The organism is Phytohabitans rumicis (assembly GCF_011764445.1).
GTDB classification, from domain to species: domain Bacteria; phylum Actinomycetota; class Actinomycetes; order Mycobacteriales; family Micromonosporaceae; genus Phytohabitans; species Phytohabitans rumicis.
The window spans coordinates 9051003-9067836 of sequence record NZ_BLPG01000001.1; the positions used below are offsets into that span (position 1 = coordinate 9051003).

The window sequence follows — 16834 nt, forward strand, 5'->3', positions numbered from 1 at the left end:
GGGCCTCAGTGCTTCCACGCAGATCCGGTACGTATCCCGGCCCGGGCGGCCCACGCGGCCACCTGGGTGCGGTTGGTCAGGCCCAGCTTGCCCAGCAGGTTGCGCACGTGCGTCTCGACGGTCCGTTCGGACAGCACCAGCCGCTCGGCGATCGCCCGGTTGGCCAGCCCGTCCGCGACGAGGCCCGCGATCTCCCGCTCCCGGGCGGTCAGGGTCGCGGCACCCCCGCGTACCCCGGAAAGCTCGTCGACCAGCGCGGACGCCGCGGTGGCCAGCGGCGGCATGCCCAGGCGGCGGCCGGCGCCCGCGGCCTTTTCAGCGAGCGCCAGGGCGCCGGCCCGGCTGCGGGCGGCGAGCACCCGGGCGTGGTCGAGCCGGGCGAGGGCGAGCGCCGGCAGCGCGCCGATCCGCTCCTCCATCGCGACCGCCTCGGCCAGGTGCCGGTCGGCCAGGTCGAGGTCGCCCCGGGCCCGCGCGATGACGCCGAGGGCACGGGGGAGGGCGCCGTACAGGGCGGTGATCGCGTACAGATAGCAGTCGCGGTGCGGGACCAGCCGGTCGTAGCAGCGGTCAGCGACGGCCTGGTCGCCGAGCAGCGCCGCCACCTCGGCCGCCTGCACCGTCACGGGCAGCCACATCAGGTCCCGGGGCAGGTCGTCCAGGCGTGGCCGGAGCCGGTCGAACCAGGCCGCCGCCTCGTCGAGATCGCCGATCCGGGAGTGGTAGAGGCTCATCGTGGCGGTCCCGATCGGCGCGTCGTCCCGGGCGTGCTCGGCGAACCAGTCCAGCCCCGCGCGGATGCCGGGCAGCTCACCCAGCCACGGGGCGAGGGAGGTGACGAAGGCCCAGTACATGCCCTCGCCGCTCGGGTCCTGCAGCCCGGCGGCCAGCGCGCGGGCCTCCCCGGCGCAGTGCAGCGCCCGCTCGAACTGTCCCGTGACCGCCGCCCGCGCCGCCTGGGCCCGCAGCAGGTGCCACCGCGCGAGCTGGCCGCCATGCCGCTCGACCAGCCGCGACAGGGCGGACAGTTCGGCGTCCACGGCGGTCAGCGTGCCCACCTGGAACGCCGCGTCGACGCGCCACAGGTGCCCCCACAGCGCGGTGTCGGGCCGACCGACCTCCGTGGACAGTGCGACCATGCGCGCGCCCAGCACCAGGCGCTCGCCGACGCTCTCCGGTGCGCCGGTCACCTGGTGCCGGGCGTGGATCGCGCCGACGAGCGCGGCCGGGTCGCCGCTGCGTTCGGCCATCGCCATGGCGCGCCCGCTGATCCCGTCCGCGTCGGCGAACCGGCCGGCCTGGGCCAGGATGAACGCGTGCTGGGCGAGGACCTCCGCGTGCCGGGCGCTGTCCTCGCCGCCGAGCAGGGCCCGGGCGCGCTCGCAGAGGGCCGCGACCTCCTCGCCGTACGCGAACCCGCGTACCGCCACCGCCGCGGCCGCCGCCAGGTCCGCCCGGCCCAACCGCTCGGCCAGGTCGGCCACCCGCGCGCAGTCCGCCAGCGCCGACGCGAACTGCCCGTCCGCGAACCGCGCCGCCACCCGCGCCAGCAACAGCTCCGCCCGCCGCTCCGGCGCCCCGTCCAGCAGGTCCAGGGCCTGACCAAACCACTCGCCGGCGCCGCCGAGGTCCAGGCCGCGGGCCGCCACCCGCCCCGCTGCGGCGCAAGCATCCGATGCGGTACGCCGTTCCGCCGTGCCCGCGGCAGCGCGGACCCGATGCCGAGCCACCTCGCCGAGCCGGTGCTCGCCGACGCCCGCCGCCTCGATGGCGTCGGCGATCCGCCGGTGCCACCCGATGCGTTCGGTGCGCGGCAGGTCGGCGTACGTCGCCTGCCGGATCAGATCGTGCGCGAAGCGCAGCGTGGCCGGGGTCAGCGGGTCGTCCACCAGGACCCCGGCCGTGACCGCCTCGGCCAGCAGCGCGTCCGCGTCCGGGTCGAGCGCGGTGACGAGAGCGGCGTCGATCTCCTGCCCGGCGACCGCGCAGGCGCCGAGCAGGCGCTGGCACCCGGGGCTCAGCTGGCCGTTCCGCTGGGCCACGAGCCGGCGCAGCTCGTTCGGCAGCGGCAGGGTGCCGGCCGGCTGGCTCTTTTCTTCGCGCGTGAGTAACCGGGCCAGCTCACGGACGAAGAGCGGGTTGCCGCCGCTGAGCCGGTGCACGTGCCCCGGCCAGGAGCGGTGCACCCCGTCGCCCAGGTACGCCGCGACGTCCTCGACGCCGAGCGCGCCGACGGCCACCACCTGCGCGTTCAGCTCGGCCGGCGCGGGCGGGGCCGGCCGCCCGCCGTCCGGGTCGCGCAGCGTGCCCAACACCAGCAGCCGCGCCCCGGACAGGCTCGCGGCCAGCCGCCGCAGCAGCGCCAGCGAGGCGTCGTCGGCCCACTGCACATCCTCGAGTACGACGAGCAGCCCGGCCGGCTCGGCGGCCCGGCACAGGGCGTCCACCGTCTCCTCGATCGCCCGGAACCGGGCGGTGTCCTTGTCCGGCCGTGTCCGCAGGTCCAGTAGCTCCGGCGCCAGCCCGTGGTGGCGCCCCTGGGCGAGCACCCGCTGCCACGGCCAGAACGCGGGCGCCCCATCCTCGGCGACGGCCCGCCCGGCCAGCACGGGTACGCCGGCCCCGGCCGCCCGGTGCGCCGCCGCCTCGACAACCGCGCTCTTGCCGATCCCCGCCTCGCCCACGACCAGCGCGACGGCACCGTCCCCGGCAAGCGCCGAGGCCAGCAGCGCGTCCAGGGCGGCCAACTCCCCCTCCCGCCCCACAAGCCCCCTACCCACCCCCACATTCTCCGCCCCCCGCCCCTCCCACACCGCACGCCGCGCCCCGCCCTCCCGCGCCCGCCCGTTCGTGCGTGCGGCCCCGTCGTGCGGCGGCCCGTCGTGCGTGCGGCCCCGTCGTGCGGCGGCCCTTCGCGCGCCGATCAAGGGATCCGCCGTCGATCAAGGGCATATGGCCGTGCTTTGATCTCCAAACCACGACCGTTTGCCCTTGATCGACGGCCTTTTCCTTGATCGGCGCGGCCTCCCGGCACGGTCGCGTCGCGCGGTGCCTGCTCCGCCCGGCGGTCGGTCGCTTTGGATCTCACTTGGTGGGGCGCAGCAGGATATCCCTCCTGCCCCACCAAGTGAGATCGCTCGGTCCGGACGGCGCCTTTCTGCGTGCCGCGCCGCCACCCACCCGGTCGGTGGCCCGCCGCCTACGCGTGATCATGGGCGGTGCGGCGGAGGGGAGCGCTCTCCCGGTCGCAAAGCCCATGATCACCGCGCGGTGAGTGGTGGGGCGGGGGTGTACCCCTGGGAGGGTACGGGGGTGACCGTCGCGGGGGACGTTTGCGCGTCGGGGTGGCCATAGCGTCCCTGCCATGACGCGATCCCTCCGTTCCGTGGCACGCCTCCTGGCGTTCGCCATCACCGGCGTGCTCACGCTCGCCCTCGGCTTTCTGAGCCTGCGGCCCGAGGAGACCCTGGCGGTCCCGGCGGGCGCCCGTTCCGGTGCGCTGTCCCTAGAGGAGTGCACGTACGACACCGAGGCGGGGAGCCTGGCCGCCGACTGCGGCACGCTGGTGGTGCCGGAGAACCGGCGCGACCCCGAGTCCGACCTGATCGCGCTGCCGGTGATCCGGATCAAGGCGACCGGGCCCAACCCGGGTGAGCCGATCTTCCGGCTCAACGGCGGGCCGGGGGCGACGAACCTGGAGTTTCCCCAGGCCAGCCGGCTGACCGAGGGGCACGACGTGGTCCTGGTCGGCTACCGGGGCGTCGACGGCTCCCGGCGGCTGGACTGTCCAGAGGTGACGGAGGCGCTGCGGCACTCGGCCGACCTGGGCGGCGCGGAGTCGAAGAAGGAGTACGTCGACGCGTTCGCGGCGTGCGCCCGGCGGCTGGCCGACGACGGGGTCGACGTCACCGGGTACTCGATCCCGCAGCGCGTCGACGACCTGGAGACGGCCCGGACGGCGCTGGGCTACCAGAAGATCAACCTGATCAGCTCCAGCGCGGGTACCCGGACCGCGATGGTCTACTCCTGGCGGCATCCCGCGGCGCTGAACCGGTCGGTGATGCTCGCGGTGAACCCGCCCGGCCACTTCATCTGGGATCCGGAGATCACCGATCGCCAGTTCGCCCAGTACGCCCAGCTTTGCCAGCAGGACGCCAACTGCTCGGCACGCACGGACGACCTGCCCGGCGCGACTCGCGAGGTCGCCGACGACGTACCCGGTCGGTGGGGGCCGTTCGCGGTCAAGGAGGGCAACGTGCGCGCGGCCGGGATGTTCGGCATGTTCCACAGCACGAAGGCGGCCGCGCCGCTGAACGCACCGACCGTCGTGGACGCGTTCCTGGCCGCGCAGAAGGGCGACGCCGGCAGCCTGTGGGCGATGTCGGTGCTGGCCGACCTGACGATTCCGGGCTCGTTCGTGTGGGGCGAGTTCGCCTCGTTCGGGATGATCGACGCCAAGGCGGTCGAGCGGCACTACGCGGACGGCGGCGACCACGGCTCGATCCTGCGCAACACCGCCGCCGACATGCTCTTCGGCGGCCCGCAGGGGATCCACACGGTGTGGCCGGCGACCCCCGACACCGACGAGTACCAGACGGTGCGCCCGTCGCAGGTGCCGACGCTGCTGATCAGCGGCACCGTCGACTTCACCACTCCGGCCGAGCTGGCCACCGACGAACTGCTGCCGGCGCTGCCCAACGGGCACCAGGTGAAGCTGGCCGACTTCGGCCACTCCGCGGACTTCTGGGGCAACCAGGAGGAGGCCGGCACGCGGCTGCTCACCGCGTTCTTCGACCGCGGCGAGGTCGACGACTCCGGGTACGAGCGGCAGCCCGTCGACTTCGAGGTCGGACCCACGATGTCCACCATCGCCAAGGTCCTGGTCGGCCTGCTGGTCGGCGGTGCGCTGCTGGCCCTGGTGCTGCTGGGGTGGATGGTGCTGCGGGTCCGCCGCCGGGGCGGCTTCGGGCCGCGGGGCGGCGCCTGGATGCGGATCCTGACCCCGCTGCCGATCGGCTTCGGCGGGTGGTGCCTGGCGGTGCTCGGCCTCTGGACGCTGTGGCCGCGGCTGTTCGTCGGCGAGGCGGTGCTGGCGGTGCCGTCGATCGGCCTCGCGATCGCGCTCGGCACCTACCTGGCCTGGGTACGCCCGGAGCGGACCCGGGTGGCCCGCCGGCTGGGCCTGGTGGCGGCGTTCGCCGGTGCGCTTCTCGGCGCGGTGCTCGGGTTCGGCGCGGCGGCGGACCTGATGTCCCTGCTGACCACGATCGTGGGCGCCGCCGCGGTGGCGAACCTGGCCCTGCTCGTGCTGGATCTGCGCTCCGGCCCGCGCCGCGTCCCGGGCGAGGCGCCGGTCACCGCGGTGGCGACGCCGGTGGAGGCATAGCCCGCAGGGCAGCCTGGACGCCCGCCTGGAAGCGGGTGCGGGCCCCGGCCGCGGCCATCATCGCGCCGACCCGGCGCTGGGCGGTGCGGGTGCTCACGCCCAGCGCCCGCCCGATGGCATCGTCCGTGAGCCCGGTGAGCAAGAGCCCGACCAGACGGTCGGGCTCCTGCCGTGCCGGGGGTGTGCCGGCCCGCTCCCAGAGCGCCTCGAAGAGCAGGCCCAGCGCCCGCAGCAGCTCGCTCGGATGGACGACCAGCAGGGCCGGGCAGCCGCCGTAGCGGTCGCCGTCCGCCGGCACCAGGCCGAGCCGGTCGTCCACCAGGCACAGATCCAGGGGTACGCCGGCGGTCCGCACGTGGTGGCCGGGCTCGGCGGGCGGGTCGGGCCGGATGGTCCGGGTCGCGACGGATGCGGGCGGCTCCGGGCCGACCGCGCCGAGCCGGCGCACCTCCCGGCGCGCCGAGGCGACGGCGCGGGCCACGTGCTCGTGTACGGCTTCCGCGCCGACCACCACCTCGACCGGGCCGGCGCCGCCGCCGGACACCCGGTCGCGGGCGAGCCGGTCGGTCTCTTCGCGCTCGCGGTGCAGCCGCCGCCAGCCGTCGGCGAGCAGGGCGTCGAACGCGGCCCGGGGCGGCACCGGGGCGTACCGGCCGGCGGTCGCGCGGGCCAGCCCGGCCGCGGCCAGCGCCGCCAGGGCCGGGGCCAGCGGTTCGGGGTACGGCCAGCGGCCGGCCAGCTCGTCGACCGTCGACATCGGACTGTCCACGAGCAACTCGTACGCCGCCTCCTGCGTGGCGGACAGTCCCAGGACGCTGAGCGGTTGGTCAGTCGGCATCGTCGTTGCCCTCCAGCCAGCCGCGGCGGACCGCGGCGTACCCGGCCTGGAACCTGGTCTGTGCGCCCAGCCGCGCCATCAGATCGCGCACCCGGCGGCGGACCGTGCGGTGGCTCCAGCCCAGCTTGGCCGCGATCTCCTGGTCGGTGAGGCCGGCGACCAGCAGGGGGAGCACGTCGGCCTCGGCGCGCACGCTGACCGGCACGGCCCGTTCCCAGTACAGCTCGAACAGCGCGGACAGCGCGGCCAGCAGCGCCGGGTCGCGCACCAGCACGACGGCGGGCGGGCCGTCCTCAGGGCTGTGCCGGCTGGCACTCGCTTCGCTCGCGCGGGCCCCGGGCCCTGGGAGGCGGCGCCTTCCCTCGTCGCTTCGCTCCTCAGTCCAGACGCCGCCGGGCCCGGGGCCGGGCACCGCCAGCAGGCCGGCCGGCGCGTCGGTGAGCAGCAGCTTCACCGGGATGGTGCCGATGCGGATCAGGCGGCCGTCGCTGACGTCCAGCAGGTCGCCGTAGGGGCGGCCGGGCACGTCGAGCGCCCGCCGGTCGTACAGGATCCGGTAGCGGGTGCCGGCCGCGAGCACCTCCCGGGTGTTGTTGTCCACTGTGGTGTCCGGGACGAGGTAGGGCGGCCCCTCGGTGCCGCGTACCTCGCCGGGGGCGTCCCGCTGGAGCTGGAAGAAGTGCCAACGTATGCCGGCCGCGCCGCGCACCATTTCCACCGCGGCCGGCCCGTCGGTGTGCGGCGCCGCGTGCCGGAAGCGCTCGTCCAGCGCGGCCACCCGCTCGCGGGCGGCGACGAGCTGCCGTTCGCGGTCCAGCAGAGCCGCGTACCGGTCGGCCAAGTCGGCCGCGTCGACGTCGTCCGGCACCGTGCCCTCCTGGCCTTGGCCACTTGTTGCCACTGGCATGAAGTGGCCGCGTTGCCGCCTTCCGGCCAGCGCCGGCCGCTGCCATGGTAGATCAACAAACATCCCTGGGAGGGCCCATGCGTCGATCGGTGCCGGCTGCCGCCGTACTCCTGCTGATGGCATCCCTCGTGGCGGTGCCGGCCGCGGCGGCGCCGCCACCCGCGGCGCCTTCCGCGACGGAGGCCGCGCGGTACGGCGCGAGCACGCCGCTGGCGCAGGTCACGCTCCTGACCGGTGACGTGGTGTCGGTGGGGATCGAGCCGGACGGCGAGTTCACCGCCGAGGTCACGAAGCCGGCGGACCGGCCGGATGGGCCGGCCGCACTGTATTCCACCGTGCGCGAGGGCGACGCGCTCTACGTGTACCCGTCGGACGCGCTCGGGGCGGTCGAGGCCGGGCGCCTGGACCGGCGCCTGTTCGACGTGGCCTACCTGGTCCGCAACGGGTACGCCGACGCGACCACGAAGACGCTGCCGGTGATCGTGCGGCAGCGCAACGGGCTGCGCGCCCCGGCGGACCTGCCGGCGAGCGCCCGCACCGCGACCCTGCCCGTGGTCGACGCCGTCGCGATGGCGGTGGACAAGCCGCGCGCCAGCCAGTTCTGGGACGCCGCGAGCGACGGGCCGGTGGAGAAGATCTGGCTGGACGGGCGCGTGCGGGCCGATCTGGAGCAGAGCGTGCCGATGATCGGCGCGCCGCAGGCGTGGGCGTCGGGATTGGACGGTGCCGGCGTCACGGTGGCCGTGCTGGACACCGGCGTCGACGCCGGGCACCCGGATCTGGCCGGCAAGGTGACCGCCTCGCAGAGCTTCGTGCCGGGCCAGGCCGTGCAGGACGGCAACGGGCACGGCACGCACGTCGCGTCGACCATCGCCGGCTCCGGCGCCGCCTCGGACGGCCGGCGCAAGGGGGTGGCGCCGGGCGCGTCGCTGCTGGTCGGCAAGGTGCTCGGCGACGACGGCGGCGGCTTCGACTCGCAGGTCATCGCCGGCATGCAGTGGGCCGTGCAACAGGGCGCCGACGTGGTCAGCATGAGCCTGGGCGGCTGCTGCACGGACGGCACCGACCCGCTCAGCCAGGCCGTCAACACGCTGAGCGCTCAGTCAGACACGCTGTTCGTCGTCGCGGCCGGCAACAACGGCGCGCTGGGCAGCCGCACCATCAACTCGCCGGGCGCCGCGGCGGCCGCGCTGACCGTGGCCGCGGTGGACAAGCAGGACGGGCTCGCGCCGTTCTCCAGCCGCGGGCCGCGCCTCGGCGACTACGGGCTCAAGCCCGACATCGCCGCGCCGGGCGTCGCCATCACCGCGGCCCGCGCCGACGGCACCGCGCTCGGTCCGGTCGTCGACGACAAATACACCACCATTTCTGGTACGTCGATGGCGGCCCCGCACGTGGCCGGCGCGGCCGCGATCCTGGCCCAGCAGCACCCGGACTGGGCCGGCGAGCGGCTCAAGGACACGCTGATGAGCACCGCGAAGGACGCCGGGCACGGGGCGTACGAGCAGGGCGCCGGCCGGGTGGACGTGGCGCGGGCGACGACGCAGGGCGTGATCGGCACCGGCGGTGTCGACTTTGGACGGATCCCGTACGCCCAGACCGAGCCGGTCGCCCGCACCGTCACGTACACCAACGACGGCGACGAGCCGGTCACCCTGGCCCTGAGCGCGAGCGTGACGCCCCGCACCGGGATCGCCCCGGCCGGCATGCTGCGCCTGGACCCCGCGACGGTGACCGTGCCGGCACACGGTACGGCGGCGGTCGCGGCCACGTTCCACCCGGCCGGCGGCCCGGACACCTGGTACGAGGGCGCGGTGGTGGCCCGCGCGGACGGGGTCGAGGTGCGCACCGCGGTCGGCGCGTTCCGGGACCTGAAGAAGGTCAACCTCACCCTGCGCGCGATTCCGCCGGACGGCGCCACCAACCTGTTCTGGGGCGGGTACGTCCTGGCCCGGATCGACGGCCGGGACGAGGTGCCGGCCATCGGCACCACGGCGGACCGGCCGGAGGTGAGCGGGCAGATCTACGCCGGCCGGTACGCGGTGCGCACGTTCGTGGAGTGGCGCGACAGTGCCGGTGAGATGAACGCCGCCCTCGTCACCGTCCCGGACGCCGACGTGCGCAACGACGCCACCGTCGTGTTCGACGTGCGCAACGCCCGCCGGATCGGCACCGCGCTGCCGAAGCCGGCCGAGCGGTACGCCCACCATTTCGGCTTCGAGAGCGCCGGCGCCGGCGGGGCGGTGCGGGTGCGTACCGAGGTCCGCATGTTCGGTGACATCACGCTGTGGACGCTGCCCACCGGTCCGAAGCCGACGGTCGGCTCGTTCTACGCGTTCAGCCAGCAGGTGTACGTCGAGCCGCGGCTCAGCATGCGGGCGCGCGGCTCCTCGTTGGACGCGCGCTACCCGGTGCCGAACCCCTTCGTCGGCGACGACGAGATCGCCCGGTTCGACGGGCGGAGCACCCTGCCCGTGGTGTACGCCGCTCCCGGCGCCGACCTGTCCACACTGGACGTACGCGGCAAGCTGGTGCTGCTGGACCTGTCCGACATCTGCGCCCCGCTCTGCAGCGGGTACGCCCTGGACCGGGTGCGCGCGGCGGCGACGGCGGGTGCGGCCGGGGTGGCCGGGTTCGGCGCCAGCGGGCGTGGGTTCCTCGACCCCGACCCGTACGCGCAGCGGCCGTACTGGCCGCTCTACCCGATCCCGACGGTCAGCCTGGACGCCGCGCAGGGCCGGGCGCTGCGGGACGCGGTGGCCAAGCGACCGGTCACCGTGGACATCGACGCCACGACCCGCCCGGACTACGTGTACGCGCTGAGCTACCCGTGGGAGGGGCGGATCCCGTCGACGCTCACCGGCACGGTCCGCTCGGACGACCTGTACCGGATCGAGAACCGGCTGCACGGCGACACCACCGGCGTGGCCAACCTCGACTGGACCGCACAACTGCCCGGCATCTCTCCGATCCGGCGGGTCGGCAGCGGAAACGGCCTGCCGGTGCGGGCGCCGGGTGTGGTCACGACGTACCTCGGCCCGGTGCGCCGGGATCTGGGCTGGTTCCACGGCGGGAGCATGAGCTACGACACGCCGCCGGGCACCCGGGCGGGCGGCTGGGCCGAGACCCGGATCGAGGAGTTCACCCGCGCCGGCAGCCGGGTCGACGAGCTGGGCGAGCAGCCGCTGGTGTCCAACACCACGATCTACTCGCCGAGCACGCCGCGGTACTTCACGCCGACCTGCCTGTCCTGCCGCAACGGCGACATGTTCAACCCGGTGCACACATTGGACAACGACGGCACCGGCGGCGGCTTCCAGGCGTGGGACATCACCAATGGCTGGTACGGCGACAAGCAGACGGAGATGAAGCTGTACCGGGACGGCGTCGAGGTGCCGCAGCAGACCGGCATCGTGTGGATCGCGCCGCCGTTCTTCCTCTACTACAACCCGTACTTCACGCTGCCGCCGGAGAAGGCCAACTACCGGCTGACCGAGCGCTACGAGACCTGGTTAACGACGCAGCGCTACGCCCGCACGGTCGACACGGAGTGGACGTTCACCTCACAGCGGCCCACCAGCGGCTACACCGACACCGCGGACGGCGCGAACTGCATGGGCTGGTACATCACGTTCCCCAAGCCGAAGGACGTCTGCCAGCCCACCAGCCAGCTCTTCCTCGGGTACGACCTGAACCTGCGCCTGGACAACACGCTGCCCGCCGGCGGGACGCACCGGATCACGCTCGACGCCCACCACAGCCCGTTCCTGCGCCCGGCGCCGGCGATCCGGAAGCTGGAGCTGTGGACCTCCTCCAACGAGGGCGGACAGTGGACGAAGGTGCCGACGAAGGCGCTCGGTGGTGGCCGGTACGCGGCCACGGTCACGCACCCGGGCACGGCCGGCGCGATGAGCCTGCGGGTGCGGGCGGTCGACGCCGCGGGCAACACGGTCACGCAGACGGTGCTCCGGGCGTACGGTCTATCGGGGAGGTGATCTCGATGCCGTCGGCACAGGGAGTCGGGCACATCATGCTCACCGTCACCGACGTCCAGCGCAGCGCCGACTTCTACAACCGGCTGCTGGACGGGAAGACCATCATGTCGGCCACCGACGAGCACGGGGCGCTGGCGGTCTGCATCGGGCCCGCGCTCATGGTCGGCTTCCGTACCCGGCAGGCGACCGAGTTCGATCCGGTCCGGGTCGGGCTCGACCACATCGGCATCCACGTCCAGTCCCGCGCGGAGCTGGAGCAGTGGCGGCGGCGCATGGACGAGCAGGGCGTGCTGTACTCGCCGATCGTCGAGGACCAGTTCGGCGTCCACCTCAACGCGAAGGACCCGGACAACATCGCCATCGAATTCTTCACCACCTCTGATTGACAATCCTCGATGAGAGGTCCGACGATGGGTGGGTGACCCCGAGTCGGGTGTGCCGGATCGCCGTCGCGGTGGTGGCCGCGACCGTGGTCCTGCTGCCCGGCCAGGTGGCCGCCGCCGACCCGCCGGACACCGTGCCGCCGGGCCCGCCCGGCCGTCCGGTGATCACCGGCATCACGTACACCGGCGCGACGATGACCTGGGCGCCGGCGACCGACGACCGCGGCGTCATCACCGAGTACGCGATCTGGCAGCGCACGCCCGACCGCGGCGACATGCTCTACAACGTCGCCCGGACCACCTCGTTCCGGTTCGGCGGGCTGACACCCGGCACGTCGTACACGTTCTTCCTGCGGGCCTCGGACGGGCAGAACTACGGGGCCGCGTCGGAGCCGGTCACGTTCCGGACCCTGACCGCGCCGGTCGAGTCGCAGCCGCCGAGCCGGCCCGGCACGCCGGTCGTCACCGCGCTCACCCCGACCAGCGCCGAGCTGCGCTGGGCGCCGTCCACGGACAACGTCGCCGTGATCCGGTACCTCATCTACCGGGTCTTCGGCACCCAGCAGACGCTGTTCTCGTACGGGTACGAAGACGCGACCGGCCGGCTCAACGTCCTGGTGCCGGACCTGGACTACACGGTCGTCGTGGTCGCCGAGGATCCCGCGGGCAACCGCTCCGCGCCGTCCGCCCCATTGCGGCTGCGGACGCCGCCCGACCCGGCCGCCGCGTGCCGGGTCGCCTTCGCCGGGCCGACGCCGGGGATGCCGAGCACCTATCGGCTGGCCGTGACGTACACCGGCCCGGGCCGGATGCACTGGTCGGTGCGGTTCACTCTGCCCGCCGGGACGGTCGTGGCCTGGTCCTGGTCCGCGGGCTGGCAGCAGGTCGGCGACCAGGTCGTCTTCTGGTACGAGGGCTGGGCCGACTCGCTGGCTCCCGGCGAGACGCTCACGCTGGACATGGCGCTCACCGGACCGGGCCGGCCCGATCCCGCCACCGTCCGGCTCAACGGCGCGGCCTGCTGACGCACGGTTACCGCGCGTAGATCTCACGTCTTTCCTGTTCACGGACCTGTCGATGAAACTCGCCCATCGTCACCCTTGGATTTACCGGAAACCTTCCGTAATCTGAGCGTGGTCCGGGCCCGCGCGACCGAAGCCGGCGGGAGGCTCGGACGGGTTGTGCGCCAGCACAACGGGCCTGGCGGAGTGGCACCCCGGCCCATGGCGTCCGCACGCGCCGATGAGCACCCACCCACCACCGTTCTGAGGGGCACAACAAATGACAAACGATTCCGGCCGCCTGTTCCGGCGGCCGTCGGCACGGACCGCACGGCGGGCGGCGGCCGCGATGGCCGTCCTCGGCTCCGCGGCCTGCGTCACGATGATCATGGCGACCTCCGCCACCGCCGCGACCACCCTGGGCGCCAGCGCCGCGGAGCGCGGTCGGTACTTCGGTGCCGCCGTGGCCGCCAGCAAGCTCAGCGACACCGCGTACGTGACGATCCTCAACCGGGAGTTCAACTCGGTCACGCCCGAGAACGAGATGAAGATCGACGCGACCGAGCCGAACCAGAACCAGTTCAACTACACGAACGCGGACCGGATCGTCAGCCACGCCCGGTCCCGCGGCATGCAGGTGCGCGGGCACACCCTGGCCTGGCACTCGCAGCAGCCGGGCTGGATGCAGAGCATGTCCGGCACCGCGCTGCGGTCGGCGATGCTCAACCACGTCACCCAGGTCGCCACCCACTTCCGCGGCCAGGTCGTGGCGTGGGACGTGGTCAACGAGGCGTTCGCGGACGGCAGCAGCGGCGCCCGCCGCGACTCCAACCTGCAGCGCACCGGCAACGACTGGATCGAGGCGGCGTTCCGCGCCGCCCGCGCCGCCGACCCGGGCGCCAAGCTCTGCTACAACGACTACAACACCGACGACTGGACGCACGCCAAGACCCAGGCCGTGTACCGGCTGGTGCAGGACTTCAAGCAGCGCGGCGTGCCGATCGACTGCGTCGGCTTGCAGTCCCACTTCAACAGCGGCTCGCCGTACCCCAGCAACTACCGCACCACGCTGTCCAGCTTCGCCGCGCTGGGCGTCGACGTCCAGATCACCGAGCTGGACATCGAAGGCGCACCCGCCGCCACGTACCGCAACGTGGTCGCCGACTGCCTCGCGGTCGCGCGCTGCAACGGCATCACCACCTGGGGCGTCCGGGACAGCGACTCCTGGCGCGCGTCCCAGAACCCGCTGCTCTTCGACGGCGGTGGCAACAAGAAGCCGGCGTACGACGCGGTGCTGGCCGCGCTGAACGTAGGCCCGACCACGGCACCCACCACGCCGCCGACGACGGTCCCCACCACCCCGCCGACGACGCCACCCACGACGCCGCCGACCACCGCGCCGACCAGCGGGCCGGGCGGCTGCACCGCCACCGTGTCGGTGAACCAGTGGACCGGCGGCTTCGTGGCCACCGTCCGGATCACGGCCGGGTCGTCCGGCACCAACGGCTGGCGGGTGAACCTCACGCTCGCGTCCGGCGCGACCATCACCAACGCGTGGAACGCCAACCGCAGCGGTAACACCGGCGCGGTCCAGTTCACGAACGTGAGCTACAACGGCCAGATCGCCGCCGGGCAGAGCACCGAGTTCGGCTTCCAGGCCAACGGCACCGGCAGCGGCCTGACCCCACCTGCACCGCCACCTGACCGGTCACCACCCAGGCCGCCCGACTCGTCCGCGGGTCGGGCGGCTTCTTTTGGAGATCACGCCGGCGGTGGCTGGTCCCGGCCGTGCTGTGTGCCCTGTTGACGGCCGGCCATCCGCCCCGACCGCGTCCAGCGGCCCCTCTTGTCGTCGATCAAGGGCGAACGGTCGTGCTTTGATCTCCGATCCACGACCGTTCGCCCTTGATCGACGCGGTTTCCCTTGATCGGCGCTGGCTGGAGGCACGCCGCACACGATCGCAAAGCGTCCGGCGCCGGCGCGATCGTCTTTGTCGTACACGCGTCCGGAGCGCCGATGGGGCGTTCACGCGCGGGGTAGCCGGAATGGCTGCGGGCGGCAATCCGGCATGGAGGAGGCGGCGGCCGTTGCGGCACGGCGGCATCGAACTGCTGGGGGCCCGTCCCGCCGTCCCGACAAGGGCGCCTCCGCCGCCCGGCCGGCTGAGCAATTCCCGGCGAGTTCGTCCCCCAAGATCGGCTGTCTCAGATAGGCTCTCGCGGGATATTGGCCTTCGTGCGTCCGTTGCCCTTTGCTGCGCATGGGTCGGCGGCGAGAACGGAATACACGGTTGAACACTAGCTCAGCGGACGTCGAGACAGAGCTGCCTGACCTTGGCGGCTTGTCTTTCGACGAACTCCGCCGCAGGCCCGCCGACGCCCTTGAGCCCTTTCGCGATGCCATGCTGAACCAGGTCGAGCGACCTCGGGTCAACCTGGGCTCCGGTCCGCCTGGGCGTGCTGACTAATCTTAACAGGACGCTACGGACGAGGAGAGCCTCCATTGGTGGCGGACGCCCACCCAAATGCCATTCCGCGCCACCGGTTGCCGGTCGCTTGGTTCGATACGCTGTCGACCGGTACCGGCTCCGCGGAGATTACCCAATACCTGTGGAAGACGGAGCGGAGTCGACGGCTCCTCCTCATCAGCACACTGCTGGATACCGCTGAGGAAGACCCGGACCGCCTCCTCGGGCCGCTGCCGGCGGCCGGGAGTGTCCGGGGCATCCTGACCGCGGCCCAAGCGGCGGCGCCGGAGGCGTTCGACGACCTCATGCTCTACCCGCAGGTGGGGAGCTGGGCGGCGTACGCGTTGCGGCGGCACCGGGGCGGGGCCAGCAGCGACCTGCCGCTGTGGGTGGACTTCGGGGGCATCCACGCCCTCGGTCTGGCCGCTGCGGCCCGTGCCGGCCTTACGTGGTCCACCACGGTCCCGGTACGCGACGGCTGCGTGATGCTGCCGGCGGCGGGAATGGCGCGGCTGTCGGCGGACGTGACCACAGTGGAGGCCAGTACCACGGGCGGCGTGATCCGCCTCATCGACGGCGAGTGTGAGGTCGTCATCGAGCCGTGGCGCCAGATGGACACCGATGAGTGGTGGTGCCTGCGGCGGGTGCGGGTCGGCGACGGCCCGACTCTGACGGTGTGGCTTGACGATCTCGACCCGTTCCGGGATCTCGCGGATCCGGTGCCACCGGCCAGATTGGACGGTCAGGCGTTCGCGCGGTGGTGTGCGCTGTTGGAAGACGCGTGGAGCCTGCTGTGCCGGGACCATCCGGACGAGGCGGCCGCGATGGCGGACGGGGTCGTGTCGCTGGTGCCGCTGGCACCGGTGCCGGGCTGGGACACCCGCAGCGCCTCCAACGGCGAGGCGTTCGGCAGCGTGATGGTTTCCGAGCCGCCGGACGCGCTGACGCTGGCCGTCGCCCTGGTCCACGAGTATCAACACATTGGCCTTGGTGGTTTGATGCATCTGCTCCGGCTCGCCGGAGAGGATGACGGCTCGCTGTACTACGCGCCGTGGCGCGACGATCCACGGCCGTTGCACGGATTGCTGCAGGGCGTCTACGCGTTCTTCGGCATCGCCAACTTCTGGCGCCGGCACCGGCGTACGGTCAGCGGACCGCTGGCCGCCCTCGCCGACCTGGAGTTCGCGTACGCCCGCACGCAGACCATCGAGGCGGCCCGGATCGTGCGGGGCGCGGCCGCGCTCACCGACCAGGGTGGACGCTTCGTCGACGGGCTCCTCGCCCGGCTCCTGACGTGGTCCGACGAAACGGTGCCGGCGGAGGTGACGCGGCTGGCCGGCATCAACGCCGACAGTCATCGGGCCGGCTGGCGGCTGCGCCACCTGCACATCGACGAGCGGCAGGTGGCCGCTTTGGCGACAGCGTGGACCGCCGGCGGCACACCTCCGTCCGCCGGGCCGGCGCGGATCGTGCCGCACCCCGATATCCGGTGGCACCAAAGGATTCCCGCGCTCACCCGGCTTCGCGCGCAGGGCAAGCGCCTGCCGGAGACCACGGATCCGCAGGGCTGGCATGTGCTGTCCGCCGCGGAGAACGCGCTCGTGGCGGGGGACCTCGCGGCCTCGGAGGCGGCGTACAACAAGGCCGTGGCATCGGCCGAGCCCGGCCCGGACGACGAGCTTCGCGCATGGGTCGGACTGGCCCTCGCCGGGGGAGCGGGACGCCACGCGGGCACGGCCCGGGCCCTTCGGGAACGGCCGGAGCTCGTCCGAGCCGTGCACGCGAGGATCGGTGGAGGTACGGACCCGCTCGACATCGCGGCGTGGCTGGCCCCGGCGCTCGGCCCGCCCGGGTAA

The 16834-nt window shown here is 73.5% G+C and carries 9 protein-coding genes; 6 read left to right on the plus strand and 3 right to left on the minus strand.

Features of this window, described 5'->3' with window-relative positions; all coding sequences use genetic code 11:
- Window positions 1-5: 5 nt before the first annotated feature.
- Window positions 6-2780, minus strand: a complete 2775-nt coding sequence (locus Prum_RS41125) for an ATP-binding protein (protein ID WP_173082491.1) — start codon at window positions 2778-2780, stop codon at window positions 6-8.
- Between the two features lie 584 nt (window positions 2781-3364).
- On the opposite strand from Prum_RS41125, the gene Prum_RS41130 reads away from it, so the two are divergent.
- Window positions 3365-5386: an alpha/beta hydrolase gene (locus Prum_RS41130; protein WP_173082493.1), complete on the plus strand. Its 2022-nt coding sequence runs from the start codon at window positions 3365-3367 to the stop codon at window positions 5384-5386.
- Here Prum_RS41130 and Prum_RS41135 read toward each other — a convergent pair.
- Both Prum_RS41135 and Prum_RS41140 read right to left on the minus strand, forming a co-directional pair.
- A complete protein-coding gene (locus Prum_RS41135) occupies window positions 5355-6224 on the minus strand; it encodes a hypothetical protein (RefSeq protein WP_173082494.1) in 870 nt (289 codons plus the stop codon). The two genes, Prum_RS41130 and Prum_RS41135, sit on opposite strands and share 32 nt — an antisense overlap.
- Complete coding sequence (locus tag Prum_RS41140) at window positions 6214-7092, minus strand: helix-turn-helix transcriptional regulator (protein ID WP_173082495.1); 879 nt, start codon at window positions 7090-7092, stop codon at window positions 6214-6216. Before Prum_RS41140 ends, Prum_RS41135 begins: the two co-directional genes overlap by 11 nt.
- A 116-nt stretch (window positions 7093-7208) precedes the next feature.
- Between Prum_RS41140 and Prum_RS41145 the strand changes: the two genes are divergently transcribed.
- From Prum_RS41145 to Prum_RS41165, 5 genes are all read left to right on the plus strand, one after another.
- A complete protein-coding gene (locus Prum_RS41145; protein ID WP_173082496.1) occupies window positions 7209-11126 on the plus strand; it encodes a S8 family serine peptidase in 3918 nt (1305 codons plus the stop codon).
- Window positions 11127-11131: 5 nt separating this feature from the next.
- Window positions 11132-11512 (plus strand): VOC family protein, encoded by a 381-nt coding sequence (locus Prum_RS41150; protein ID WP_173082497.1) that lies wholly within the window; start codon window positions 11132-11134, stop codon window positions 11510-11512.
- Between the two features lie 32 nt (window positions 11513-11544).
- Window positions 11545-12534: a fibronectin type III domain-containing protein gene (locus Prum_RS41155; protein WP_173082498.1), complete on the plus strand. Its 990-nt coding sequence runs from the start codon at window positions 11545-11547 to the stop codon at window positions 12532-12534.
- Between the two features lie 256 nt (window positions 12535-12790).
- Window positions 12791-14317, plus strand: coding sequence for a glycoside hydrolase family 10 protein (locus Prum_RS41160; protein WP_173082500.1), 1527 nt, complete (start codon window positions 12791-12793; stop codon window positions 14315-14317).
- 699 nt (window positions 14318-15016) lie between these two features.
- On the plus strand, window positions 15017-16834 hold the full coding sequence (locus tag Prum_RS41165; protein WP_173082502.1) for an HEXXH motif domain-containing protein: 1818 nt from the start codon (window positions 15017-15019) through the stop codon (window positions 16832-16834).

What these genes read in the sequence shown, in the direction of transcription:
- Prum_RS41130 (WP_173082493.1), top strand. Translation starts at nt 3,365, where the DNA reads ATGACGCGATCCCTCCGTTCCGTGGCACGCCTCCTGGCGTTCGCCATC.
- Prum_RS41135 (WP_173082494.1), bottom strand. Translation starts at nt 6,224, where the DNA reads ATGCCGACTGACCAACCGCTCAGCGTCCTGGGACTGTCCGCCACGCAG.
- Prum_RS41145 (WP_173082496.1), top strand. Translation starts at nt 7,209, where the DNA reads ATGCGTCGATCGGTGCCGGCTGCCGCCGTACTCCTGCTGATGGCATCC.
- Prum_RS41150 (WP_173082497.1), top strand. Translation starts at nt 11,132, where the DNA reads ATGCCGTCGGCACAGGGAGTCGGGCACATCATGCTCACCGTCACCGAC.
- Prum_RS41160 (WP_173082500.1), top strand. Translation starts at nt 12,791, where the DNA reads ATGACAAACGATTCCGGCCGCCTGTTCCGGCGGCCGTCGGCACGGACC.